This is a genomic window from Pseudidiomarina salinarum, assembly GCF_000753715.1.
GTDB lineage: Bacteria > Pseudomonadota > Gammaproteobacteria > Enterobacterales > Alteromonadaceae > Pseudidiomarina > Pseudidiomarina salinarum.
Window position 1 is genome coordinate 63,643 of sequence record NZ_JPER01000003.1, and the last position, 22,372, is coordinate 86,014.

The window sequence follows — 22,372 nt, forward strand, 5'->3', positions numbered from 1 at the left end:
GTTAGGGAGGTTATTGATGTCGAATGCAAACCAAACTAAGAAAACTGCAAAATTTACCGCGCCTGGCCTGAAAGACAAGGCCGCCGACGAAACCATTAAGTTGCTTGACGACAGATTGGTGGCGCTGATTGATTTACAACTGACACTGAAGCACATTCACTGGAATGTGGTCGGCCCCAACTTTATCGGCGTACATGAAATGCTCGATCCTCAGGTCGATTCAGTGCGCGAAATGACCGATACCATCGCGGAGCGCATCGCGACCCTTGGCGGCGTTCCGAACGGAACGCCAAAATATTTGGTCGACCGCCGTCGCTGGGACGATTACTCCCTTGGCCGGGCCCTGGTCAAAGACCATCTGGTCGCGCTTGATAAAGTGTACGATGGCGTGAACTCCGATCACCGCGCAGCGCTGGAAAAGCTTGCCGATTTGGATCCGGTTTCAGAAGATATGCTGACCGGGCAACTGGCTGAGCTTGAGCAATACCAGTGGTTCGTCCGCGCTCATCTTGAATCCGCATCAGGTGAACTGAAGCGTTAAGCAACAACCTGCTTTCCCCAAGGGTTATCGGTAAAAGCGATAGCCCTTTTTAATACCTGGCATGCGATACGCTAACCTCAATTTAGACTACACTTACCCATTGTTTATTAATCAAAGGGAGACTGGCTTATGGATAGCGGTTCAACGCCCCGGTTCGGTAGTTATCTGCAAACAAAATGGGCCTCGCCACGACGGATTCGCTTCTGGCTTCTGGTGCTGGTGGTTGTATACAGCTTGCTGGGCTTTTTCGCCCTGCCGTGGATTATTCAGTCCGTTGCCGAAAGTACTGCCAAAGAGGATTTTGGCCGCGAGCTTCGCATTGAGTCAGTGCAAACCAATCCCTTTACTCTGAACCTGCGCATTAATGGCCTTGAGCTTGATGATGTCGACAACAAAAAATTGCTTGGCTGGGAGCAGCTATTCGCTGACCTTACCTGGTCGAGCATCACCAACACGGCCTGGACCTTTGAGACAATCCGGCTAACCAGGCCTGTGGTTCAGGAAGAGCGCTTTGCCTCAGGCGGAACCCGTTTTTCCCGATTAGCGGCGGAGTTCGGCACTGATGCGGAGCCAACCCCAAAAGAACCTCTGCCGGACTTACGGATTAATGAACTGCAGGTAGAAAACGGCATTCTGGGCTTCGCTGACAACCTGCAAACCCCGGGCGGGGATAAAGCAACGCAGGTTTCGCTGGCACTGCAAGATCTTGCGCTGTCCGTGAAAGATTTTACCTTGCAGAAAGACCAGCGCTTTCCGGTTCAGGCCCAGGGGCAACTTGCCGGCGGCGGTAAGCTGAGCCTCGACGGTGAACTGCAACTGCTGCCCACTTTCGTGCTGGACACCAGTGCCAGCATCAGTGAACTGGCGCTGAAGCAGGCTGACCCGTACCTGAGGCTGTTCGCGAACGCACAGCTCAATAGCGGAACCCTGACCCTGAACGGTCAAATCCATACCGATGCGCAGCAACCTTTTGCCTTTCAGGGCTCTGGCGGTATTCATTCGCTAAATATTACCGAAGGCACTAATGATGAATCTCTCATCGGCTGGCAAAGTCTTGAGACGACACAACTCGAGCTGAGTCTCAAAGACAAGCAAATAGAGACCGACCCCATAATAGTCAAAGGCCTGTCCGGGCGCGTCGTTATCCATGAGAACCGGACCACCAACTTCGGGCAGGTGGTGATTAACCGCCCTGCCAACGAGGAAGACAAAAGCGAAGCCACCCCGTTCACCATTAGGATTGAGCGTATTGAGCTGAGCGATAGCGGCCTTCAGTTTACCGATAACTCGTTGCCGCTGCCGTTTTCGACCCGTATCCATTCGCTTGGCGGGGAGATCTCAACGTTAAGTTCGATCTCGGCTGAGCCTGCAGAGGTGAAGCTGGAAGGCGAAGTTGCAGAGTACGGTTTGTTGCAGGTGGATGGGGCAATCCATGCCTGGGATCCGCTGCGTGAGACCAATGTGCATCTGCGCTTCCGTAACCTGAAAGTGCCCGAATACTCACCTTATACCGTGAATTTTGCCGGTCGTAAGATCGCGGGCGGAACCATGGATCTGGACCTTGACTACAGCATCGACGAGAACCAGCTCGACGGCAAAAACCAGCTATTACTTCATGATCTGAAACTGGGCGAAAAGGTGGCATCCACCGGCGCCATGGACCTGCCGCTGGAGCTTGCCATCGGACTGCTTCAGGACAGCAATGGCGTCATCGATCTCACGGTGCCGATAAGCGGAAATGTGGGCAACCCGCAATTCGACTTCAGCAAGATCATTAAACAGGCCGTCGGCAACGCCATTACCTCGGTGGTTACCGCGCCGTTCAGTTTTCTGGCCAACCTGCTTGGGGTCGACTCGGAAGAGCTCAGCCAGATTGAATTCGGGGCCGGACGTACCGACTTGCTGCCGCCTCAGCAGCAGCGCATTGCTAACCTGCGCGAAGCGCTCAATCAGCGCCCGCAGTTGGTGCTTGAATTTGCCGGTCCGTTCAGTCGAAGTTTCGACGGGCCAGTGCTGCAAGAAGAAAAAGCCGTTCAAGCCCTGCAACAGCGTCTTGAAGAGGCAGGCCGTGAGGCTTCCGAGCCCAGCCTGACCGCCGAGGCCAACCAGGATATGGTCGAGACCATGTTCCGCAGCCATTACCCGGAATCAGGGCTGGAGGTATTAAGGGATTATTTCACTGAGCTACCCGACGAGGCCGGTGAGGAAGCTCAGTTCGACGCCCTGGCTTATCGCAACTACCTGGCCAAAGAGATTATTGCCGCGCAATCGGTTTCCGAGGCTGAACTCAAGGCCATCGGCAACGCCCGCGCAGAAGCCGCACGGGAAGCGCTGTTCAAGCCTGATGATGAAACCGGTATCGCGGCGGAGCGGGTGCGTATTCTCCCGCCGCAGCAAGTGGATTCGGTAGAGGGCAAGCGCATTGTGATGGAAGCTGAAGTCAGCGCGGATTAAGGTGCGCTGTTGAAAAAAATACCGATAAACGAAAAGTATAGGAGATTAACGTGTCTGAGATAAAACCGAAACGCCCTGAGTGGGGCGCACGTACGACCCCTCGTCTGCAGGGCAACGAGCATTGGTGGCCCGATCAACTTACGCTCAATATCCTGCACCAGAAACATCCCGACTCGAACCCGTTTGGTTCTGACTTCAGCTACGCCGATGCCTTCGCAGAGATTGATGTCGATGAACTGAGCGCCGACGTTGATGCGCTGATGACCGATTCGCAGGAGTGGTGGCCAGCCGACTGGGGCCATTATGGTCCGTTCTTTATTCGTATGTCATGGCATGCTGCCGGCACCTACCGCGCATTGGATGGCCGGGGCGGCGGTGGTACCGGTGCCCAGCGCTTCGCGCCGCTGAACAGCTGGCCCGACAATGGCAACCTCGACAAAGCCCGCCGCTTGCTATGGCCGATCAAACAAAAATATGGCGAGAAGATCTCCTGGGCTGACCTGATGGTGTTCGCGGGCAATCGCGCGCTTGAGACCATGGGCTTTCGTACCTTTGGCTTCGGCTTTGGCCGCTCTGATATCTGGGCGCCTGAGGACGACATCTACTGGGGCCCCGAAACCGAGTGGCTGTCCACTGAAGACGAGCGCTACACCGGTAGCTTCGAAGATGGCAACCGGGTTCTGGATAACCCGCTCGCTGCGGTGCAAATGGGCTTGATTTACGTTAATCCGGAAGGCCCCAACGGCGTTCCGGACGCGATGAAATCCGCTCAGGATGTCCGCGAGACCTTCGCCCGCATGGGCATGAACGACCGGGAAACTGTCGCTCTGACCGTCGGCGGGCATACCTTCGGTAAGATGCACGGCAGAGGCAAGGCAGAAGCCGTTGGCGAGCCTCCGGAGGCCGCTAAGATCCACCAGCAGGGTTTTGGCTGGGCGAACAAGAACGAGACCGGACTCGGCGAGTATACCGTGACCTCGGGCCTTGAAGGCGCGTGGACACCGACACCCACCAAGTGGGACAATTCCTACCTGGAGACCATCTTCGCCCACGAATGGGAAGTGAAAAAGTCACCCGCCGGAGCGAATCAGTGGGAGCCTGTCGAGGTTAAAGAAGGCTACTGGGTTCCTGACGCGCATGTTGAAGGGAAAAAGAATCCACCAGTAATGACCGCGGCCGATATGGCCATGATCACCGACCCGGATTACCTGAAAATCTCCAAAGAGTTCCATGAAAATCCGGATGTGCTCGCCGATGAGTTCGCCCGTGCCTGGTACAAGTTACTGCACCGTGACATGGGACCCCGCGATCGTTATCTGGGCCCGCAGGTGCCAGACGAGATTTTAATCTGGCAGGATCCGGTACCCGAACATGAAGGCCCGCTGGTAAACGACGACCAGATCGCCAAACTCAAGAAACAGATCGCTGACTCAGACCTCACCGCTAAACAGCTGGTGGGAACCGCCTGGGCTTCGGCCTGCACCTACCGGCAGACCGACCATCGTGGCGGCGCGAACGGCGCCCGTATTCGTCTTAAGCCGCAGGCCAGTTGGGATGTGAACAAAAAAGCTGGCGTGGCTGAGGTCATTGACCGTCTGGAGCGGATCAAAAATGATTCGGACGCGAATATCTCTCTGGCCGATATGATCGTGCTCGGTGGTAGCGTTGGCGTCGAAATGGCAGCGAAAGCCGCCGGCCATGACATCAAAGTGCCATTCACACCCGGTCGCACGGACGCCAGTCAGGATATGACCGAGGTCGACACCCACGCCTACCTCGAGCCGAAGCATGATGCGTTTCGCAACTACCTGCAGCAGCAGACGACTTCGATTCCTTCCGAGCACCTTATGGTCGACCGCGCGTTTCTGCTTAATCTGAGCGTACCGCAGATGACCGCCCTGCTCGGCGGAATGCGTGCCATTGGCGCCAATGCCGGCGATAACAAGGACGGCATCCTCACGGATCGACCGGGCCAGCTGACCAACGACTTCTTCGTTAATCTGGTCGACATGGGCACGGTCTGGGAGCCGACCGACGAGAACGAAGATCGCTTTGAAGGCCGCAAGCGTGCGAGCGGCGAGAAAAAGTGGACGGCGACACGCGTCGATCTGATCTACGGTTCGAACTCGCAGTTACGCGCCATCGCGGAGGAATTCGCCGCGGCCGGTGGCGAGGAGAACATGCTTGGCCACTTCGTCAAAGGATGGGTCAAGGTCATGGAAAACGACCGCTTCGACTTACATCGCTAACGATAAGGCCCGCTGGCTGAAGTACCCGCCAGCGGGCTTTCATTTTACAGTTGTGCTGCGGCCCGACAATGACTCAATGATGCGGCATTCTTCAATCACTCCACCGTTGCAGCATGCACTTAGTCGCTTTAGCTCATTTTCCATAGCGCGTAAATCTTCTATTCGCCGCCTTATCTCACTGAGTTGCACCTGTACTTTTGCGTCCACAGCCGCACAAGAATCTTCCGTCTGATCGGCAAGTTCCAGCAACTCACGGATATCATCAAGGCTGAAGCCCAGGGCGCGACTGCGCCGGATAAATAATAAGCGATCGCGTTCGGCGACCGAATAGCGCCGGTAGCCTGACTCATCCCGGGATGCCGAAGGCAACACGCCGACCTTTTCATAATACCGGATCGTTACTGGTTTGGTGCCGGTGGCGGTGGCCAACTGGCCCACGGTGAATTTTTTATTCATAGCCTTTGACCTTATAGTTACTATAAGCTTTATCATTGGTGAAATTTCAAGCTAAGTAAAGAGCCACTGAATGAAAAGTTGCTGCGAAAACAAGACTGACGAACTGGCACAACTCCGCGTCAGGCAGAGCCGGGTGCTGTATATTGTGCTTATCGTCAATGCCCTGATGTTTATTACTGAATTTACCGCCGGGTGGATTGCGAACTCGACGGCGTTGCTTGCTGACTCACTGGATATGTTTGGCGATGCCTCGGTATACGCACTCACGCTGTTTGTACTCTATCGGGGCGCCCGGGCGCGCGCCGGTGCGGCTATGGTCAAAGGCGGCTTCATGCTGCTGTTTGCCGTGCTGGTGATTGCCGATGCCATTCGCAAAATGATCGTACCGGAAGTCCCGGACGCCGACTGGATGGGTATGGTCGCCACGTTGGCGCTGATTGCTAACGGTTACTGTTTCGCGTTACTTTATCGGCATCGTAGCGATGACATAAACATGCGCTCGACCTGGCTTTGCTCCCGCAACGACTTATTGGCTAATAGCAGCGTCATTGTCGCGGCGCTAGTGGTCGCCTATACGAACAGCCTCTGGCCTGACATTCTGGTCGGTTTAGCTATCGCCTTATTATTTTTACACTCAGCCCGGGATGTTATCCGGGATGCCCTAAAGGAATGGACCGCCAGCGCGCCTGTCACCGGAGACAAATGCTCATGATCGCACGACAAACTTCTACTGCCTGGTGGCTGCTACTGGCCGCCTGGTTGATTGCATTCCTCTCTAGTCTGGCCGTGCTTTTTGTCGGCGAGGTGATGGGGCAGACGCCCTGTGTGCTGTGCTGGTTTCAGCGCGCCTTTATGTTCCCCTTAGCGGTAATCCTGGCTATTGCCTGCTACCGTTCGGATTTTGCGGTCTGGCATTATGCGGTGCCGCTGGCGGGAATCGGCGCCCTCATAGCGCTGTGGCATACCCTGCTCTATGTCGGCGTGATTCCAGAGCGTATCCAGCCCTGCAGCGCAACCGGCCCGTCCTGCGCAGGGGCTGATATGACCATCCTGGGTGGTCTGCCATTACCGCTGCTGGCTTTGATCGCATTTAGCACTATTATTGTCCTCCTTCTTATCGTTCGTCAGAATCAAAGGTTGCCCTCATGAACAAACGTATTTTAGTACTGAGTATCAGCGTGCTGCTGGTCGCGGCATTTGCCGTAGCTGCATTCTTCCAGTTCAATTCGACTTCACCGGAGCCGCAGGCAACCGCAGAGAAACCCGAGCAAAACCTGCTGGTAAGGGAGCATTCACCGACCTTTGGCCCAGACGATGCGCCGGTCACTATTATGGAGTTCTTCGATCCTTCCTGTGAGGCGTGCCGGGCTTTCTATCCCTTTGTTAAGCAAATACTTGGGGAGCATCAAAACGATGTGCGCCTGGTCATACGCTACGCACTGTTTCATCGTGGCTCAGAAGAAGTAGCACGCATGCTGGAAGCGGCGCGTGAGCAGGATCTTTACCAGCCAGTGCTGGAAGCCGTTCTTATGACCCAGCCTGACTGGCATGATGATCCTGCCGTGCTTGCAGCCTGGGAAGCAGCTGCCACTGCGGGCCTGGATATTGAGCAAGCCCGCAAGGATATGCATTCGCCTGAGCTTGATACAGTACTGCAAACCGACATGGCAGATATAAAAGCCCTGGGTGTACGCGGTACGCCAACGTTTTTTGTCAACGGCAAACCACTGCCTAGCTTTGGCTCGGACCAACTCCTGCAACTGGTGCGAAGCGAGCTGGCCCAGGCCAAAGAGTAAACCGGAAGCTATAAGACGTTGTTTAACGCGATACCAATACCGAAGCGGGTCTGCTTGTGATTGTAATCAATCAGACTCTCGCCGTAGCCGGTGAATATTGAGGTATAACCAATAAATTTACCGGCAATCGGGAAGGTCCAGTTCAGCTCGGCCGAGCCCCGGCCCGTTTCAATGGCGTGGCGGATGCGGAAGGTATACTCGAAGCCACCGTTGTTATAGGCGGTGGCGAACTCATAATCGCCCACGTAATCGGTGATATTGGGGTTATCGTCGCCACTGGCCTGCAGTGGGTCGGTTTTTGGATTTTCCTGCAACCTGAGCCAGGGTTTTAGTGAGAAGACAAAAGGACCTTTTTCAACAATAAGCTGGGCATAAAAGCGGTTCCAGCTTCGTGACAGCGGCTGGCTGCGGCCGTTGGACAGATGCTCGGCGCCGACCAGTACCGTCGTGTTGGTGCCAAAAGGGTGCCAGTCAGTAGGGGCCGCATAGAAAAGCTCGGGCATGTAATTGGTCTCGCGAAAGGGCTTAGAGATATTATCAGAATAGACCTGCCACCAGGTTTCGAACGTCATGCCGAAGAACAGCCTGTCATTTTCAAACAACAGGCTTTCCCTGTTAAAGGGTACCTTAAAGCTAACCTGAAATTTTGCCTCGTAGCTCTCCAGGCTTTCCTTATAACCTTCAACATCAGCGTACTGCAACCGGTTGACATTGCTGGTGGTAATTACCGGCAGCAAATAATTACGCCGGTGGGGCGTTAACACATAAGGGTCAAATTGCGTCGCCTGCTCACCCTTTAAGCGGTTGCTTAAGGCACCGGGTTGAGCAGGTTCTATGGACAACTGCTCTTCGCACTGAGCCCGGATAGCTTCAACAGTGGTACCGGCTTCGGCATCCCTCAGTCTGTCGAGCAGGCACTGCTGCATATCCGAAACGTCCTGTGCTTGCGCAGTCGCGCCAGCTACTGCGACGATGCCGGTGGCTATTATCCAGATCCCTTTTTTCATAAGCGCAAGCTACCTCTGTTCAGACTCTGCGTAGTATACCTGAAGTATACCTTAGCGGTTTGTTAACCAAAGGGTTAAACTTATACCTATAGCCATGCCCAACAATAAAGTGACTAACATGGGCAAGGCATGCAGCCAACCCGCAGGCCGCTCTGCATGCACCATGTTATTACTCATTGGTCTCGGCGTCACGCTGACTTCGATAAGCTGCCGGTCAGTCTCCAATACACTGCATAGAGCCGCTACCGTTTCCTGCGAGGCGATGCCGTCCTTTTCTACCCGTTGAATAGTGCGCAGGCTTAACGCGCACGCATCGGCTAAATGCTGTTGGGTCCAGCCCTGTTTATTCCTTAGGTCGATGATTTTCGCTGCATCAATCTGCATAGCTTACCCCATAAAATCCAGTGCTATGGTGGCAGCAAGATAGCCAAAGCCCATACCGATCAGAAAGAACACAATAAGATTGCGGATAAAAGTTTTCTTGTTGACGGTGGCCGAACGCGTTTTGGTTTCGATGACCTGCCCGTCTGCCGATAGTGTGCAATCGATCTGGGAAAGCAGAAATCCGCCAACGTCAAAGCGCACCTCATACTCAGTGCCATTTAACACAAACGGATGCCGACCGGATAACCCGAAGTTACGCTTACCAGACACCCGTTCGCCATCAACGAGCACTTCTTCTTTTCCCGTCATTCCTGAGGCGACTGCAGTGATGATGTGACCACCATGTTCAAATTCAAACCTGAACGCTAAGTACATTTTTTCAGTCAGTGATTGCTTCATGTGATTTGCCTTTTTCTTCTGTTGCAAAGGTTACACCCTTCGTGGGTGGAATAAAGCTATCACTGTCAGAAAAATACCGTGACGTCAATTTTAAGCCTGTCGTATGACAGTTGGCTGTCATACCGGCTGCAGACCTGATTTTTTATTAGCTCTAGGCAAGAGCAGGATGATAAGATCAACTTTAAATATACAAATGCTGGTTTACACATAAAGGAAGTTTTATGCGGTTTCCTCTGTTAGTAGCTTTATCTGGTATTGCACTGTTTGGCTCAGCAGTAAAGGCATCGGAGTTTGATTTTGGTATTGGCCTCGGCCCGCAATATAGCGGCTTAGGGGTGTCCTCAAAATATTTTGTCTCCGGTTCTTCGGCTGTTGGCTTGTCAGCAGGCTGTGTTCATCTGGCTAGTTTTGATAGTGACCATTGTGGCGTGGGTATTTCGTATGAACGAACAGATTTGTTTTCAACTAACTCAAAGCAGCATTCGCTTGGCTTGTATCTGGGAATTATAGATTCGCAGATGTTGCTACGTGACGGTTACTATGAAAGAGACGACGTATACGGCGGCGGTGTGTTTTATACGTATTATTTCCAGGAGCTAACCAAGCCTGGCTTTCACGCTGGCGTCGATATAATGGGTTCCAATAAAAATAGTGGATCCGATGCCAGCGTGGATGTGCACTTTGGCTATCGATTTTAATTAGGAAAGAACCATGGCGCGCGCTCACGCCCTACACATTTTGGTAAAAACACAGGAAGAAGCCGACGCCCTGAAACAGCAGTTAAGTAAGGGCGCAAAATTTGGTGATCTAGCCCGTAAACATTCACTTTGCCCGTCAGGCAAAAAAGGCGGTGACTTAGGCGAGTTCCGGCGCGGCCAGATGGTGCCTGCGTTCGACAAGGTGGTGTTCGGCAAGCCTACCCTTGAGGTACACGGACCGGTCAAAACCAAATTCGGCTGGCATCTGATAAAAACACTTTCGCGGGGCTAGGCTGTTTTTTACGTTTATCATAAACTTTTGATTGCATATCATAAAATTTTGTCCTACTCTCCTTGTCACTGCTACAAGGAGATATGCCATGAATGATAGCCCTTACCAATACGCCGGCGTTGCCGCGATACTCTTAGCCATTTTGTTCCCCATTTACTGGGTTGCAACCTTCAGCTTGGCCGCAGGCGATCCGGAACTCGCGTTCCGTGCTGACTTTCTTAAGATCAATGCCTGGGATTTACTTTTTGTAGTGACTGGTATGCTGGAGATTGGCGTGTACCTGGCTCTCAGCCGGTACTTCCGGGATCAGATAAACGGCGGCTTCCTTGCCAATATGCTGATCGTTATGGCTTTATTCGTCGCGCTATTCCATAGCTCGGTAATCGTCGATCTGTTGCTTGGTCTTGGGTTATATACCGAACACAGCGGCATGATTATCGACGTGGCACTTATCGCCTCAGTGGTCACCTTATTTCTATACGCTTTTGCTCTACTGGCTTTTTCCATCGGCTTGCTCGCAAGGTTCACTGTGCTTCCACCGGCACTCAAACTCTTCGCTTGTGGGGCCTTAGTGGCTGGATTGCTTCAGCTTACGGTAGTACTTGCTGTGATCAACATCGTGCTCTTTCCTATCCTGATGCTGGTGTTAGCTTTTCATTTCCTGGCGGGTGATCAGACTGTCGAAGTGGTGTAATGCAAAGAAGGAGCAATCGTGGCTATTCGGATTAATCTCGACGTGGAACTCGCGAAGAGCAAAATGTCGCTGACCGAGCTTTCGGAGCGAGTTGGGGTATCGATGACAAATTTATCGCTGCTTAAAACAGGCAAAGTGAAAGCGATCCGGTTTAGTACGCTCGAGGCGATTTGCCGCGAGCTCGGCTGCCAGCCCGGCGACTTGCTGGAGTACGTGGATCGCTGACACCGCTGCAGCCCGGCTATTTCCCCGGAGACGCTTTAGCGGTGATTCGGCCCGCCAATTTTACCGCATCTTGTCCACCAATAGAGAAGCTCGCGGTATCATTCATGTACTGAAGCGTTTCGATAGACTCAACGTTACTCCAGGCGCCAGCTAGCTTTTTCTGTACATTGAGATAGACCTGGGCAGCGTCTTTATCGTTATGGCTTAGCGTATTTACGGTGAAGCTCGCCTTGTACTCAATCGAGCTTACCGGATGGGTAATGTAGATGCTCATTGGCTTACCAACATAGGCCACAGCTTGCAGATCAGTGAATTCGTCATCTCCCACCTGAAAAGCTAAGTTAACTTCCACGGTTTCTGCATCGGCAGAGGTGGTTGCGTCTTCGGCGGCGAAACCAGGCACCGAAAAAATGCTTAAAGCCACCAACGTTAAGATGTATTTCATTGGACTTATCCTCATGCGAAACAGACGGTCAGTTCTACGCCGTCTGAGAAAACTATTATTTACCTCAAACTTAAATTTTATTAACATTAAGGCCGCCATAAGTCAATTTACTACTCAAGAGGGCTGCTCGCTTCATGATTCGTTTGCTGGATAATTGGTTCTTTCGCTTTATCAAGGATACGGTTATATGGCTGCTGATATTTTTAGGCCTGGCTCATTTTATAACGATAGCAGCGATGGTTCTGGACTGGGAAAATCAACGCGATTTTACGCTCGATGAGCACATTCGTTTTACGGTAGCCGGCTTTTTTTACGCTCTGCTATTCAGTAGCGTCGATGCTTTAAAGCGGCTCTTCATCAGAATGAAAAAGAACGAAAAATAATTACATTGCACAATATTTAAAACTTATTGGCCGGAATTTTAAAATAATGATTTCCGTCATTTTCCGCCGGCGGTAATTGCCCAGCGCGCAAATTCACTTGCAAGGCATGCAACATGCGATCCGGTAGCGCGAGCGTTGCATCCCGCTCATCCCGGACCCTGCGGTATTCCGCTGCACTGACATCTCCGGATAAGTGAATATTAGACTCTTTATGCTGTGCGACAGTCGCTTCCCACTGGGGTTCGCGCCCACCTTTACCGTAATCATGCCCGACGAATATACGTGTGTTATTCGGCAAGCCGAGAATACGCTGCACAGTATTCCAAAGATCTTTTGAAGACCCGCCAGGAAAGTCAGCCCGCGAAGTGCCGCTGTCCGGATACATCAAGGTGTCATGAACAAATGCAGCGTCGCCGACAATGTAGCTGACAGACCCCAGGGTATGTCCGGGGGATAACCAAACCTGGACATCTAGCTCACCGATTTTAAAGGTTTCCCCCTCGGCAAACAGATAATCAAAGTCACTGTTCGGATCGAATAATCCTGGCATATTGTAATAGTCAGCCCACAGCTCGGCGATATCACAGGTTTTCTCACCAATCGCGTTGGGTGCGCCGGTCTTCAACTTAAGGTAATGCGAAGCCATCAGGTGATCTGCGTGGGGATGCGTATCTAATATCCATTTAACCGTTAATCTATTGGTTTCAACCAGGTCAATAATTTCATTGGCGCTATCAAAGGAAGTTTTCGCGCTACGCGGATCAAAGTTTTGCACCACATCAATCAGTGCCGCTTGCCTGGTCTTAGGATCAGCCACAATGTACTGCACTGAGCCGGTATCCTGCTCGTACACTCCCCATACATCTGGAGACTGATCTCCTGCTGACGGGCTTTTTCGAATGATGCTGCTCATACGAACACTCCTGTATATCGATGGTGTTACGAAGAAGCATAGCATCATTCAAGGGCTTTATCCGTTGTCAGCCACTAACAAGGTCAATGTGCTAAGGTTGATGGTAATCGAATAGGTGAAGGAGATGTTTTTATGAAGCATAAATTGTTTGCCGCTATTTTAATCAGTCTGGCAGTAGCCACAGTCGCATTGGCGGCCGAACCGGTAACACCCAAGCTGACGGACAAGCTGAGCAGACTGCTGCAGCAGGAAATGCGTTCAATACAAGCTGCGATGGGTACTATTCACACCGCAATGGTCACAGGCGAACATGAAGCCGTTGCCCGGAACGCACAACAGATTCATGACAGTTTCATTCTCAAGCAGTCGATGACTGAGCAGGATCGCAAGGATTTAATGGCTGCCGTTCCAAATGGCTTTATTAAACTGGATAAGGAATTTCATAAGCTCGCCGCAGAACTGGCCGAAGCCGGTAAAATGAAAAATACTGAAAAACAGAGTCAACTCTACAGCGAGATGAGCCGTGCCTGTATTGCCTGTCATGGGGAATACGTTTCCGATCGTTTCCCAGGGTTAAATTCAACGCTTTAGTCACGTTTTGTCGTCCGCTTCCCTCTTATAGGAAACAACAACGGACGGCTGAACAAATAAAATGAACAATAAAGCGTGTTTGGTACTGATCTTAATTTCTGCTCTGCTGGGCGGTTGTGGTGGTGGCGATGAAACGGCTCCTAAACCAACCCCACCGCCGGTAGGCACGGTAATAACCACCATCCTTGCCGGAAATCATACTGTTGAGTACATTCAGTCTGATGGAGATGCCCAATTAGCAGGCACTACGCAGGGGCTTTACTGGCGCAGTGATGCATCAGCCTCATGGCAACTGCGCTCGCCGACCACAACTGCGGTTACCGGGCTCGTGGTGCTCGGTCAGGGCCATTATCTCATCGCCGTTGCCCGCGAGCAGGCAGACGACTTTTCTGAACCTTATCCCCTTTTTGCGAGCCAGGACCACGGTCAAACCTGGACTCAAATTGATCATGATTTCGGGGCAGAGCTTAATGGCGTAATAAAGGGTCTGGCCTATGACCCCAGTACCGGACGTGTTTATGCCATTGGCCTGGGGGCGCTCGCCGTTGCCAACCTTGATGCCACAGCCTGGACCTTACTTTCCGGTTCGTGGGATAGCTTCGCATCGGGGCTTCGTCTGTTAATTGTCGATGCCGTCAAACGCACGGTATGGTTCGGTGGCCAGGGAGCTATCGAGAATGGTTACCTCAGTCGTTACGACCTGAGCTCCGGGAATGTGACAACTTGGTATAACCTATTGCCTGACCCGGCGGTCTATCTTGATGGACTTATCCATCCTACCGACAGCAATACGGTTATTTTCGGTGCTGAGGGTGGTTTGGTGCGTAGTACTAACTATGGCGATACCTGGACAACTCCCCTCGGGGACGTCAGTCATCGCTTCTACTGGGATGTCGTGATGGATAGTGCCGGCATCTTATATACTGCCCGTTACGACAAACTAACCCCCGAACAGCCGCTGATCATTGAATGTAGCACGGATATCGGCCAGTCCTGGAAAATCAATGACTTGTCCGCGGAAGTCCCTCGTGGGGGCGTCAAAAGCCTGAAGGTAGTAGCCAGCGGTGGCCCGACGCTGCTCTACCTCGGCTTATGGGATAACGGCATTAAAGCGGTGGCCGTGAGTGATCTGAACTGTTAGTTCACGTCCTGATTTTAAGCTCCGGCATACACCCCAGTGAGGAACGACAGAACGATCAGAACTAACACGATTCCTGTTGCCCACATGGCTCCGGCGGGATTCCCGAGGTTAATAGCCCGGCCTAATATCGGACCCGGCTTTGGCACCCAGCTGCGCGCATCTTTTTTACTGAAATAAATACCTAACCAGCGGGGGCCTAACCAATTTTTAGCGTCATGCCATTCTTGAGAATTAATATCATCTTGCGTCATGATTGATGCCTCATAGTCGTAATGAATATTACGATCTGTGATCGAAGCTACAGGAGTGCTTTTTAAACGGCAAGATAAATAATATTTGAAAGTTTACCAGCACGGCCTCGAGGCAAAGCGCCGGACTATGAACAAAGCACGACCACTTTTTTTGATGGCGGACATGAAATCCTTTGTTTTTTAGCCTACCTAATCGACCTTAATGGTTTCCCGATGTAATGTGTTTACATTCAGGTTATTGAACACTTATAGGACTGGCTATGGATACGCACTACTCTGGTTTATCCCGAATCAACCATTGGTTGGGCCTCATCTTTGTCGTCATCATGATGACGCTCGGCTACATGATGTTTTTTGCGACTGATCGTGCCGCCGGCAATTACGCCGAAACGGCGCATATCGGTATCGGCTTTTTCGCCTTCTGGTTCATACTGTGGCGCACGGTTTACCGCCTGCGGCAGGGCTTTCCTAAAACACATTCGTCGAAGTTAAAGAATGCGGTTGCTCGCAGTATTCACTACCTGATTTTGCTCATTTTGATCGTGCTTATTCTCACGGGACCACTGTATCTGTTTACTGAAAACGAAGCGCTAACGGTTTTTAACTGGTTTAGCATTAACCTTGATCTCACGGCGTTGGCGGCGATCCATGAACCGGTTGAAGAAATCCACAAGCTGGCAGGAATATACATACTACCAATTCTGCTGATCGTGCATATCGCCGCGGCAATGCTTGATTATTTATCCGACAACTAGCTATTTCACCAGCTACCTGATTTTTTGTCACTTTCAACTTCTACGACATAGTCTTCTAATAAGGCAATGTAGCCTTCGTCCTGAGATAGCTTCAGGAATATTGATAGGGTAACGTCTTCGGCTTTAGCTTCAGGGGCTGCTCCGAAATTAGTATTAACTGAGAACTCGTACTTACTAAATTTCTCATCAGCAAGCCGGACCTGAAGCTCACGAAAATTTTTGCTGGCTTCTTCGGAAAGCGCAAGTATGTATTCACTACTCGCCGGACGGTCGCTAAACCAGCCACTTTCCGCGGGTAAAGCGTGTTCTGACTCTACGATCAGCGGGAACTGATAGTGACTAACCCCGTTATCTGATTCGAGCTCAAACGTCATTTCAGTTTCGGATAGCTTAAGCTTAAAAGGCTCACTTAGCTGAACTTTAGCGCGCACACCGGCCGGATCCAGCTTGAATAAGTCCGTCTCATCCATTGAGTTTAGTTTATACATGGTGCTTATCGGCATACTCGCGCAACCCAGCAGGAGCAGGCTAAATAGAACGACTAAAATCCCTTTCATATTCATTCTCCATGTAACTATTACTATTTAGGATCAAAGTTACAGGAATGTTATTTATTGGGCAAGCATCAGTTATCAGCAAAGAATTCAGGGCAATAATAGTGAATCAGGCACCCAAAATTGGATGCCTGGAGAGGAAAACGGGCCTTCCTGAACAGTGCAAAAAAAAACGGTGCTCTTACACAAAGCCAAACAGCGGTGGGAACGCGACCACTACAATCAGCGCCCAGATCACATATACCGGAATGTAGTTGGTCTGCCAGCGCTCGAGGCTGGTGAAACCGGCCTGCCGACGGAGGAATCGCAAATACAGCCAGGCATAGCCGCTGAGGCTGACCAGCAGCACGAGATTTTCGCCCAGAGCGGCGACCCGGTTTGGCGTGAAGCCCATCTCTGAGATGCGTCCGGCAATAGCCAGCAGCGCCAGCACATCAACCAGCAGGGCGGCAACAACCAACAACAGCTGGAACAAATCGAAAATACCCGGAGGCGCTGCTGGATCACGTGATGATACGGCGTAGAGCACCAGGCCCAGCACCAGTACCAGCATCAGATCTAGGCCGATAAGCACCTCCCGCTGCAGGTCGAAGCCCTTCCCGGTAACCGACATGGTGATGAGAAATGCCATCAGAAGTATGGTAAACAGCGGCGTGAATACCCGGGTCAGCACCGGTGCCATATTTTCGATAGCCGCTTGCTTGGCTTCGACCAGCCAAGCGGCGATCACGACGGCACCTACCGCTCCGCAAGGAATAACCCAGGTCTGTACCAGCCATTCTACGTCAATATCGATAAAGGCAAACATACCTAAAGTGAAGGCTGTCAGTACCGCACCCCCCAGCGCGATAAGTACGTAGTAGATCGCGTACTCGCCCGAAAAGCGGATGAAGTCCATGCGTCGCGATTGTGACTGCCACCAGTCGCCGGTATAGAGCACGCCTATCACGAACCAGAACACCAAGGGCAGGTGGATAAATGCCAGTATCGCGGTGGAGTCGCTGACTTCCAGCGGGTATACATTCATTGTGACCGCCGCGATGAGAATGCCGATCGCGAGTACCTGCAAACCCCTAAACCCAAGTTCACGCTTCCAGATAAAGAAGGCGCCAAGGAAAGGTAGCGAGAATAACGTAATGTTGCGCTGATAGAACCAGGCGCCCGCGTCATCCTCCATGCCAATGCCGAACAGGGCGGGCAATTTGATACTGATCGCCGCAGCCACAGCGAACAAAAGCGCCGCCATGAGCTCGCGACTGAAATTCAGGCCCGGCACGCCGTCTGCAAGCACCAGGTTGCGCCAGAGCCGACCTGAGTGCACCTCAGCATATTCCCGCGACACCGCGTTAAGATTGCCGATGCGCTTGGTGGCAACCAAAAAAGCTTCATCTTCATCCAGCCCGGCAGCTCTTAGCTCATCGACCTGATCACGCAGATGCCCTTCTAGCTCATCAATATCCTGCCCGTCGATGGCGGCATGTTTAGCCAGGTAAGTTTTCCATTCTTCAATGCGTGCTTCCATATTAAATCCAGCGTCCTGGTTCTCTATATCACGCGAACTGGTAACCATCGTCATTGCTCCGTGTGGTGGCTTTCATCTCGTGCCAGATCCGACTCAGGGCTTCATTGATGACTTGCCATTGTTGTTGTTGTTCTGCCAGCGCCTTGCGGCCTTGGGTAGTAATTGCGTAGTACTTGCGCTTGCGACCGCTATCTGCGACGCGCCAGCGCGATTCCAGCAAGCCCTGGTGCTCAAGTCGGTGCAACAGCGGATACATCATGCCGTCGGTCCAGTTAAGCGCCCCGCCAGACAATTCCTCAACCCGTTTTACGATCTCGTACCCGTAGGTTTCGCCCTCGGCGATAATCCCCAGTACCAGCGGTGTTGACGAAGCTGCCATTAAGTCTTTTGAAAGGTTCACCCGGCCTCCTGATTTTTATACCTAGAACACTTATGTATAGCAGCAGTATACATCGCAGCTCTATGTATGCAATAGCCCCTGTGCATTTTTTGATCAGCTACACTAGGGGGAGTCTGATTTTTACGTTAAGGAGGTTTGCATGTCGAAAGTACTTCTGATCACCGGTGCTTCAAGTGGTATTGGCAGAACCACGGCGATTACGGCGGTGAAGGATGGTTATAAGGTGATTGTAACGGCCCGGCGCAAGCAGTTGCTGGATGAGCTGGTAGAAGATGTGGGTAAAGACAATGCGCTCGCCGTCGCGTCTGATGTGAGTGACTATGAGCAGCTCAAAAAGGTCGTTAACAAAGGCGTTGAACGGTTCGGAAAACTCGACGCGGTGTTTGCCAATGCTGGTACCGGCGTATCCTCGGCCGGCACTGAAGATGGTGATCCGCAGGAATGGGAAACCATGATTGGCGTCAATATTACTGGCTTGCTGCATACCGCCAAGCTCACCCTCCCCCATTTGCGCAAAACCACGGGGCATTTTCTGATGACAGGATCAGCAGCTGGCCGCACCACCATTAAAGGTTCGGTCTACGGCGCAACCAAGTGGTTTGTGCATGGCTTTGCCCAGAACCTGGCCGAAGAAATGAAAGAGTGGGATGGGCGCTGCACCACCATTGCCCCGGGCATGGTCAATACGCCGTTTTTCGACGAACCAAAGCCGGACAAGCTTGACCCGGAGGACGTAGCCGACGCTGTGTTGCACGCCCTGAACGCGCACCCGCGGAACTGTATCCGCGAGATATTCCTGATGCCCGGCTATAAATAAAGGCGTTAAACCATCACTTCACGGTCATAATGATCAAGCAGCAGTTGCTGAGCATGGGTCAACGGGTTCTCAGCCTGAACGATCGGCTCGGCATGCTGCGTTAACAACCGCATCATCACCTCGTTGTCCTCTTCACCATGCCAGATCTTGATATAAGTGCCCTGCTTATAGCCGCGCTGTTGCCGCAGGTTGTTAAGGGCGTTTTTGCCTACATAGGTCAGGTATACCGTACTGGCATCGCCATAGGCTTTCACCAATAACGCCATCAGCCGTTCAAAAAATACTTTTCCACACCGCAAGGGCTTGCTGCCTGAACCGTCCTGAGCCAAGGCGACAATCAGCTCTTTGCCGTCTGCTGCTGTCACTGATGCCTTACTGCCATCAGTAATAAGCCGGGCGACTTCGCTGGTCGCCTGGGAACGGTCTTTGCCATCGCTACAGGCATTCTCCACCGCATCAGAAATCGCAAAATGCAGAATATCAATGAGCTCCATATTCGCCTGCGCCCAGTCTGCTGACTGTTTCTTCCACCACTTATACGCGGTGTGCTCAAAATATTCGCCCAGCTCAACCAGAATGGCCTTTACGTCGTCGCGCTTAACCTGCGGCTGCTCCGGATACTTGGGGTCAATGACCTGGTTAAAGGCGATCTGCATAGTAACCAGTTTTTGGGCTTGTTCAGGCGTCATTCGCAGCGCTCCGTCGTCATGCTAATAGGCAGTATATTAAACCGCATTATATTTAAGTCATCGCCATATTGCATCAGAAGTAGTAGGACTGTAGTGGCATAGTTAATTTGGCCCATCGCATAGCGTTGATTAGATTTGTGTATCTTGATTTGCGTATAGAAATCCTTACTTTTGTTTTGATGAAATCTTCTACTTATAACTGCGCCGATTTTTCGTGGGGGTGCACGGCCTAAGATTAAAGCTTGCTTGAAAACCTGACTTTCTATAGCTAAAGCTCTCAGCATCACTTGTGAAGGGACATTTCATTTATTTATTTATTCCAACGTTTAAATATAAGTGACGTATTGATGCCCCCGAAAGCGAAATTATTTGACATGACATAGTCAGCTTCAAGTTCACGTGGCTCAAACTGGATATAGTCTAATGCGCCGCACTCCGGATCGACGTTGTCGAGATTCACCGTTGGTGCAAACCAATTGTCATTCATCATGTGTATGCTCGCCCAAGCTTCAATGGCACCGCAAGCACCCAGCGTATGACCTAAATAGCTTTTTAGTGAGCTGATAGGCATAAGCTTGCCAAATACCGCCGATGTCGCTTGGCTTTCTGCGATGTCACCACGATCCGTCGCGGTGCCGTGAGCATTTACGTAGCCTATAGCGTCGGCAGATAAGTGCGCATCTTCAAGAGCTAATCGCATTGCCACTTCCATAGTTGCTGCAGTCGGCTGTGTTACGTGCACCCCATCCGTGTTGGTGCCAAAACCAACCAATTCTGCATGAATTTTCGCTCCTCGTGCCTGAGCGTGTTCAAGCTCCTCTAAAATAAAAGTGCCGGCACCCTCACCAATGACAAGACCATCACGGTCACGATCAAAAGGGCGGGGGGTAGCCGAGGGGCTTTCATTTTTTGTGCTAGTTGCATATAAAGTGTCAAAAACTACCGCTTCTGACGGGCATAGCGCTTCGGCTCCACCGGCTACCATTATTTTTTGCTTGCCGTATTTTATTGCCTCATAGGCGTATCCGAGTGCTTGCGACGAAGAGGTGCATGCTGAGCTGGTCGTATGCATACGACCTTTAAGTCCAAAAAAAACGCCGACATTTACTGCTGTGGTGTGCCCCATACTTTTAATGTAAGTGGTGGCATTCACACCAGACATATCACTATGAGCGAGCATATTACCTAACACTATCATTTCATCGGTACTGCCGGTTGACGAGCCATATGCAATCCCACACCGGCCATCACGAAGCATTGGATCGTTAAGCAAATTAGCGTCGAGTAAGGCAATTTCGGTGGCGCGCGTAGACATTACGCTAACCGCACTCATGGAACGAACATCTTTACGTGAATAGTGCTCGGGTCGATTAAATGGAGGCTGGAGAGGCGCAGCCAGGCGCGTATTCAACCCTTCAAAGCGATCCCAATCCGGCATTGTGGTTACGGCGTTCTTACCCGCGTCCACATTGCTTTTAAAGTCAGTCCAAGTATTACCGAAAGCAGTTAAACAACCAAAGCCCGTCACGACCACTCGTTTCATTATATTAACCCACCGTTAACCGAGAATACTTGTCGCGTAATATACGCTGCGGAATCTTGGAAAAGGTATCCAACCAAACCGGCAACTTCTTCAGGCTTACCAGGACGCTGCATAGGAATCATCGAAATAATCTGCTCTTGGTGTACCATCTTCTCCGTCATATCTGTTTCGATGAATCCTGGTGCCACACAATTTACGGTGATTTTCCGCTTCGCGAGTTCCAAAGCAAGTGCCTTTGTAGCGCCTATCAGCCCAGCTTTTGAGGCGCTATAGTTTACTTGCCCTCTATTGCCCGCAATGCCCGATGCTGACGTAATAGTAACGATCCGACCACCTTTTCGCGATTGGATCATAGGCATAATCAGCGGCTGTAAAATGTTGTAGAAGCCGCCCAGGTTGGTATCGATTACTGAGTCCCAGTCTTCTTCGGTCAGTGCGGGGAACGCGGCATCCCGGGTAATGCCTGCGTTACAGACCGCACCATAGTAGGCGCCATGAGTCTCGATGTCTGCAAGGATAGCTTCTGATGCAGCGGCACGATCAGCTACATCAAAAGCTAATAGCGAGCTCTGCCGCCCCAGAGATTTAATTTCATCAACCACTGCCTGAGCGGCGATCTTATTACTCCGGCAATGTACGGTAATATCAAAGCCATCTTTCGCTAACTGCAGGGCTATAGCGCGGCCAATGCCTTTGCTAGAGCCGGTGACAAAAACTCGTTTACTCATAGTTTTCCTTAATAAAAGCGTCTTCGTCAGGCGGCTGGAACACGTTTAAACGTGCTTCAGCTATCACTTTATTTTGATGCTCAATACGGCAGTTAAACACGCTGAGGCCCGTTGGTTCGGCATGTATTTCTTCGGCATATATATCGTAACATTGATTATTTTTAAATACCGGCACCGCACATGTATATTTGCGGGAGCCTAACAAAAAACCAATTTTTATTGGCTCACCGACTTCGTGGTGACGATACCCCGCAGCCGCTGCGATAGTTTGAGCCATAAGTTCGATACCAACGTGGGCAGGCAAGCCGTCTAGATAGTCTCGAAAATATAAATGGTCAGTTGTGATTATGACTTGGCAATGAGCTTTCGCGTTATTCGCTTCGACTAAAGAGTCGATGAACCGCATCGGAGGCTGGTGCTTAATATAGTCGTTTAGTGGCTTCAT

At 51.5% G+C, this 22,372-nt stretch carries 29 protein-coding genes; 15 read left to right on the top strand and 14 right to left on the bottom strand.

Annotated elements, in window-relative coordinates; genetic code table 11:
- Positions 1-16: 16 nt before the first annotated feature.
- The 3 genes from dps to katG all read left to right on the top strand — a co-directional run bounded on the left by dps (position 17) and on the right by katG (position 5,244).
- Positions 17-541, top strand: a complete 525-nt coding sequence (gene dps / locus IDSA_RS06530; protein WP_034775344.1) for a DNA starvation/stationary phase protection protein Dps — start codon at positions 17-19, stop codon at positions 539-541.
- Between the two features lie 129 nt (positions 542-670).
- The gene (locus IDSA_RS06535; RefSeq protein WP_034775345.1) at positions 671-2,995 is read left to right on the top strand and encodes a DUF748 domain-containing protein; all 2,325 of its coding nucleotides are present in this window, start codon (positions 671-673) and stop codon (positions 2,993-2,995) included.
- Between the two features lie 59 nt (positions 2,996-3,054).
- Entirely contained in the window at positions 3,055-5,244 is a 2,190-nt protein-coding gene (gene katG, locus IDSA_RS06540; protein WP_034775684.1) for a catalase/peroxidase HPI, read from the top strand.
- A 39-nt stretch (positions 5,245-5,283) separates the two neighbouring features.
- On the opposite strand, the gene IDSA_RS06545 is transcribed toward katG, so the two are convergent.
- Positions 5,284-5,700, bottom strand: coding sequence for a MerR family transcriptional regulator (locus tag IDSA_RS06545; RefSeq protein WP_034775346.1), 417 nt, complete (start codon positions 5,698-5,700; stop codon positions 5,284-5,286).
- A gap of 70 nt (positions 5,701-5,770) precedes the next feature.
- Here IDSA_RS06545 and IDSA_RS06550 point away from each other — a divergent pair, with 70 nt between their 5' ends.
- Genes IDSA_RS06550 through IDSA_RS06560 form a run of 3 tightly spaced genes read left to right on the top strand, consistent with a single transcriptional unit; the run spans position 5,771 to position 7,496 of the window.
- Complete coding sequence (locus IDSA_RS06550; protein ID WP_051986138.1) at positions 5,771-6,412, top strand: cation diffusion facilitator family transporter; 642 nt, start codon at positions 5,771-5,773, stop codon at positions 6,410-6,412.
- Positions 6,409-6,849 carry a disulfide bond formation protein B gene (locus IDSA_RS06555; protein WP_034775347.1) on the top strand — a complete coding sequence of 147 codons (441 nt, stop codon included), beginning with the start codon at positions 6,409-6,411 and terminating at the stop codon, positions 6,847-6,849. Before IDSA_RS06550 ends, IDSA_RS06555 begins: the two co-directional genes overlap by 4 nt.
- Positions 6,846-7,496: a DsbA family protein gene (locus IDSA_RS06560; protein ID WP_034775348.1), complete on the top strand. Its 651-nt coding sequence runs from the start codon at positions 6,846-6,848 to the stop codon at positions 7,494-7,496. Before IDSA_RS06555 ends, IDSA_RS06560 begins: the two co-directional genes overlap by 4 nt.
- Positions 7,497-7,504: 8 nt before the next feature.
- Here IDSA_RS06560 and IDSA_RS06565 read toward each other — a convergent pair whose 3' ends face one another.
- Genes IDSA_RS06565 through IDSA_RS06575 form a run of 3 tightly spaced genes read right to left on the bottom strand, consistent with a single transcriptional unit; the run spans position 7,505 to position 9,286 of the window.
- Positions 7,505-8,503, bottom strand: a complete 999-nt coding sequence (locus IDSA_RS06565) for a phospholipase A (protein ID WP_034775349.1) — start codon at positions 8,501-8,503, stop codon at positions 7,505-7,507.
- Positions 8,504-8,554: 51 nt separating this feature from the next.
- Positions 8,555-8,887, bottom strand: coding sequence for a helix-turn-helix transcriptional regulator (locus IDSA_RS06570; RefSeq protein ID WP_034775350.1), 333 nt, complete (start codon positions 8,885-8,887; stop codon positions 8,555-8,557).
- Positions 8,888-8,890: 3 nt separating this feature from the next.
- Positions 8,891-9,286: a hypothetical protein gene (locus IDSA_RS06575; RefSeq protein ID WP_034775351.1), complete on the bottom strand. Its 396-nt coding sequence runs from the start codon at positions 9,284-9,286 to the stop codon at positions 8,891-8,893.
- A 221-nt stretch (positions 9,287-9,507) separates the two neighbouring features.
- On the opposite strand from IDSA_RS06575, the gene IDSA_RS06580 reads away from it, so the two are divergent.
- From IDSA_RS06580 to IDSA_RS06595, 4 genes are all read left to right on the top strand, one after another.
- Positions 9,508-9,984 carry a hypothetical protein gene (locus IDSA_RS06580; RefSeq protein WP_034775352.1) on the top strand — a complete coding sequence of 159 codons (477 nt, stop codon included), beginning with the start codon at positions 9,508-9,510 and terminating at the stop codon, positions 9,982-9,984.
- 13 nt (positions 9,985-9,997) lie between these two features.
- Positions 9,998-10,276: a peptidylprolyl isomerase PpiC gene (ppiC, locus tag IDSA_RS06585; protein ID WP_034775353.1), complete on the top strand. Its 279-nt coding sequence runs from the start codon at positions 9,998-10,000 to the stop codon at positions 10,274-10,276.
- A gap of 88 nt (positions 10,277-10,364) precedes the next feature.
- Positions 10,365-10,970, top strand: coding sequence for a hypothetical protein (locus tag IDSA_RS06590; RefSeq protein ID WP_034775354.1), 606 nt, complete (start codon positions 10,365-10,367; stop codon positions 10,968-10,970).
- Positions 10,971-10,988: 18 nt separating this feature from the next.
- Positions 10,989-11,195, top strand: coding sequence for a helix-turn-helix domain-containing protein (locus IDSA_RS06595; RefSeq protein ID WP_034775355.1), 207 nt, complete (start codon positions 10,989-10,991; stop codon positions 11,193-11,195).
- Positions 11,196-11,211: 16 nt separating this feature from the next.
- Here the strand turns inward: IDSA_RS06595 and IDSA_RS06600 are convergent, their stop codons facing one another.
- Positions 11,212-11,640, bottom strand: a complete 429-nt coding sequence (locus IDSA_RS06600; protein WP_034775356.1) for a hypothetical protein — start codon at positions 11,638-11,640, stop codon at positions 11,212-11,214.
- 134 nt (positions 11,641-11,774) lie between these two features.
- Here IDSA_RS06600 and IDSA_RS06605 point away from each other — a divergent pair, with 134 nt between their 5' ends.
- The gene (locus IDSA_RS06605) at positions 11,775-12,023 is read left to right on the top strand and encodes a hypothetical protein (protein ID WP_034775357.1); all 249 of its coding nucleotides are present in this window, start codon (positions 11,775-11,777) and stop codon (positions 12,021-12,023) included.
- 16 nt (positions 12,024-12,039) lie between these two features.
- Here the strand turns inward: IDSA_RS06605 and IDSA_RS06610 are convergent, their stop codons facing one another.
- Complete coding sequence (locus IDSA_RS06610) at positions 12,040-12,936, bottom strand: MBL fold metallo-hydrolase (RefSeq protein ID WP_034775358.1); 897 nt, start codon at positions 12,934-12,936, stop codon at positions 12,040-12,042.
- Between the two features lie 132 nt (positions 12,937-13,068).
- Here IDSA_RS06610 and IDSA_RS06615 point away from each other — a divergent pair, with 132 nt between their 5' ends.
- On the top strand, positions 13,069-13,527 hold the full coding sequence (locus tag IDSA_RS06615) for a cytochrome c (protein ID WP_034775359.1): 459 nt from the start codon (positions 13,069-13,071) through the stop codon (positions 13,525-13,527).
- 61 nt (positions 13,528-13,588) lie between these two features.
- Entirely contained in the window at positions 13,589-14,668 is a 1,080-nt protein-coding gene (locus IDSA_RS06620) for a beta propeller repeat protein (RefSeq protein ID WP_034775360.1), read from the top strand.
- 14 nt (positions 14,669-14,682) lie between these two features.
- On the opposite strand, the gene IDSA_RS06625 is transcribed toward IDSA_RS06620, so the two are convergent.
- Positions 14,683-14,919 carry a hypothetical protein gene (locus IDSA_RS06625; RefSeq protein ID WP_051986139.1) on the bottom strand — a complete coding sequence of 79 codons (237 nt, stop codon included), beginning with the start codon at positions 14,917-14,919 and terminating at the stop codon, positions 14,683-14,685.
- 260 nt (positions 14,920-15,179) lie between these two features.
- Between IDSA_RS06625 and IDSA_RS06630 the strand changes: the two genes are divergently transcribed.
- Positions 15,180-15,674 carry a cytochrome b gene (locus IDSA_RS06630; protein ID WP_034775361.1) on the top strand — a complete coding sequence of 165 codons (495 nt, stop codon included), beginning with the start codon at positions 15,180-15,182 and terminating at the stop codon, positions 15,672-15,674.
- A 5-nt stretch (positions 15,675-15,679) separates the two neighbouring features.
- Here IDSA_RS06630 and IDSA_RS06635 read toward each other — a convergent pair whose 3' ends face one another.
- From IDSA_RS06635 to IDSA_RS06645, 3 genes are all read right to left on the bottom strand, one after another.
- Positions 15,680-16,231, bottom strand: a complete 552-nt coding sequence (locus IDSA_RS06635) for a hypothetical protein (RefSeq protein ID WP_034775362.1) — start codon at positions 16,229-16,231, stop codon at positions 15,680-15,682.
- A 178-nt stretch (positions 16,232-16,409) separates the two neighbouring features.
- Positions 16,410-17,798 carry a permease prefix domain 1-containing protein gene (locus IDSA_RS06640; protein ID WP_126760555.1) on the bottom strand — a complete coding sequence of 463 codons (1,389 nt, stop codon included), beginning with the start codon at positions 17,796-17,798 and terminating at the stop codon, positions 16,410-16,412.
- Positions 17,779-18,150, bottom strand: coding sequence for a PadR family transcriptional regulator (locus IDSA_RS06645; protein ID WP_034775364.1), 372 nt, complete (start codon positions 18,148-18,150; stop codon positions 17,779-17,781). Before IDSA_RS06645 ends, IDSA_RS06640 begins: the two co-directional genes overlap by 20 nt.
- A gap of 139 nt (positions 18,151-18,289) precedes the next feature.
- On the opposite strand from IDSA_RS06645, the gene IDSA_RS06650 reads away from it, so the two are divergent.
- The gene (locus IDSA_RS06650) at positions 18,290-18,967 is read left to right on the top strand and encodes an SDR family oxidoreductase (RefSeq protein WP_034775365.1); all 678 of its coding nucleotides are present in this window, start codon (positions 18,290-18,292) and stop codon (positions 18,965-18,967) included.
- 5 nt (positions 18,968-18,972) lie between these two features.
- Here the strand turns inward: IDSA_RS06650 and IDSA_RS06655 are convergent, their stop codons facing one another.
- The 4 genes from IDSA_RS06655 to IDSA_RS06675 all read right to left on the bottom strand — a co-directional run bounded on the left by IDSA_RS06655 (position 18,973) and on the right by IDSA_RS06675 (position 22,372).
- Positions 18,973-19,656 (bottom strand): dUTP diphosphatase, encoded by a 684-nt coding sequence (locus IDSA_RS06655; RefSeq protein WP_051986140.1) that lies wholly within the window; start codon positions 19,654-19,656, stop codon positions 18,973-18,975.
- Positions 19,657-19,966: 310 nt separating this feature from the next.
- Positions 19,967-21,199 (bottom strand): beta-ketoacyl-ACP synthase, encoded by a 1,233-nt coding sequence (locus IDSA_RS06665; RefSeq protein WP_034775367.1) that lies wholly within the window; start codon positions 21,197-21,199, stop codon positions 19,967-19,969.
- Positions 21,199-21,927 carry a 3-oxoacyl-ACP reductase FabG gene (gene fabG, locus IDSA_RS06670; protein ID WP_034775368.1) on the bottom strand — a complete coding sequence of 243 codons (729 nt, stop codon included), beginning with the start codon at positions 21,925-21,927 and terminating at the stop codon, positions 21,199-21,201. The genes IDSA_RS06665 and fabG overlap by 1 nt, the downstream gene beginning before the upstream one ends.
- Positions 21,920-22,372 (bottom strand): ApeP family dehydratase, encoded by a 453-nt coding sequence (locus IDSA_RS06675; protein ID WP_034775369.1) that lies wholly within the window; start codon positions 22,370-22,372, stop codon positions 21,920-21,922. Before IDSA_RS06675 ends, fabG begins: the two co-directional genes overlap by 8 nt.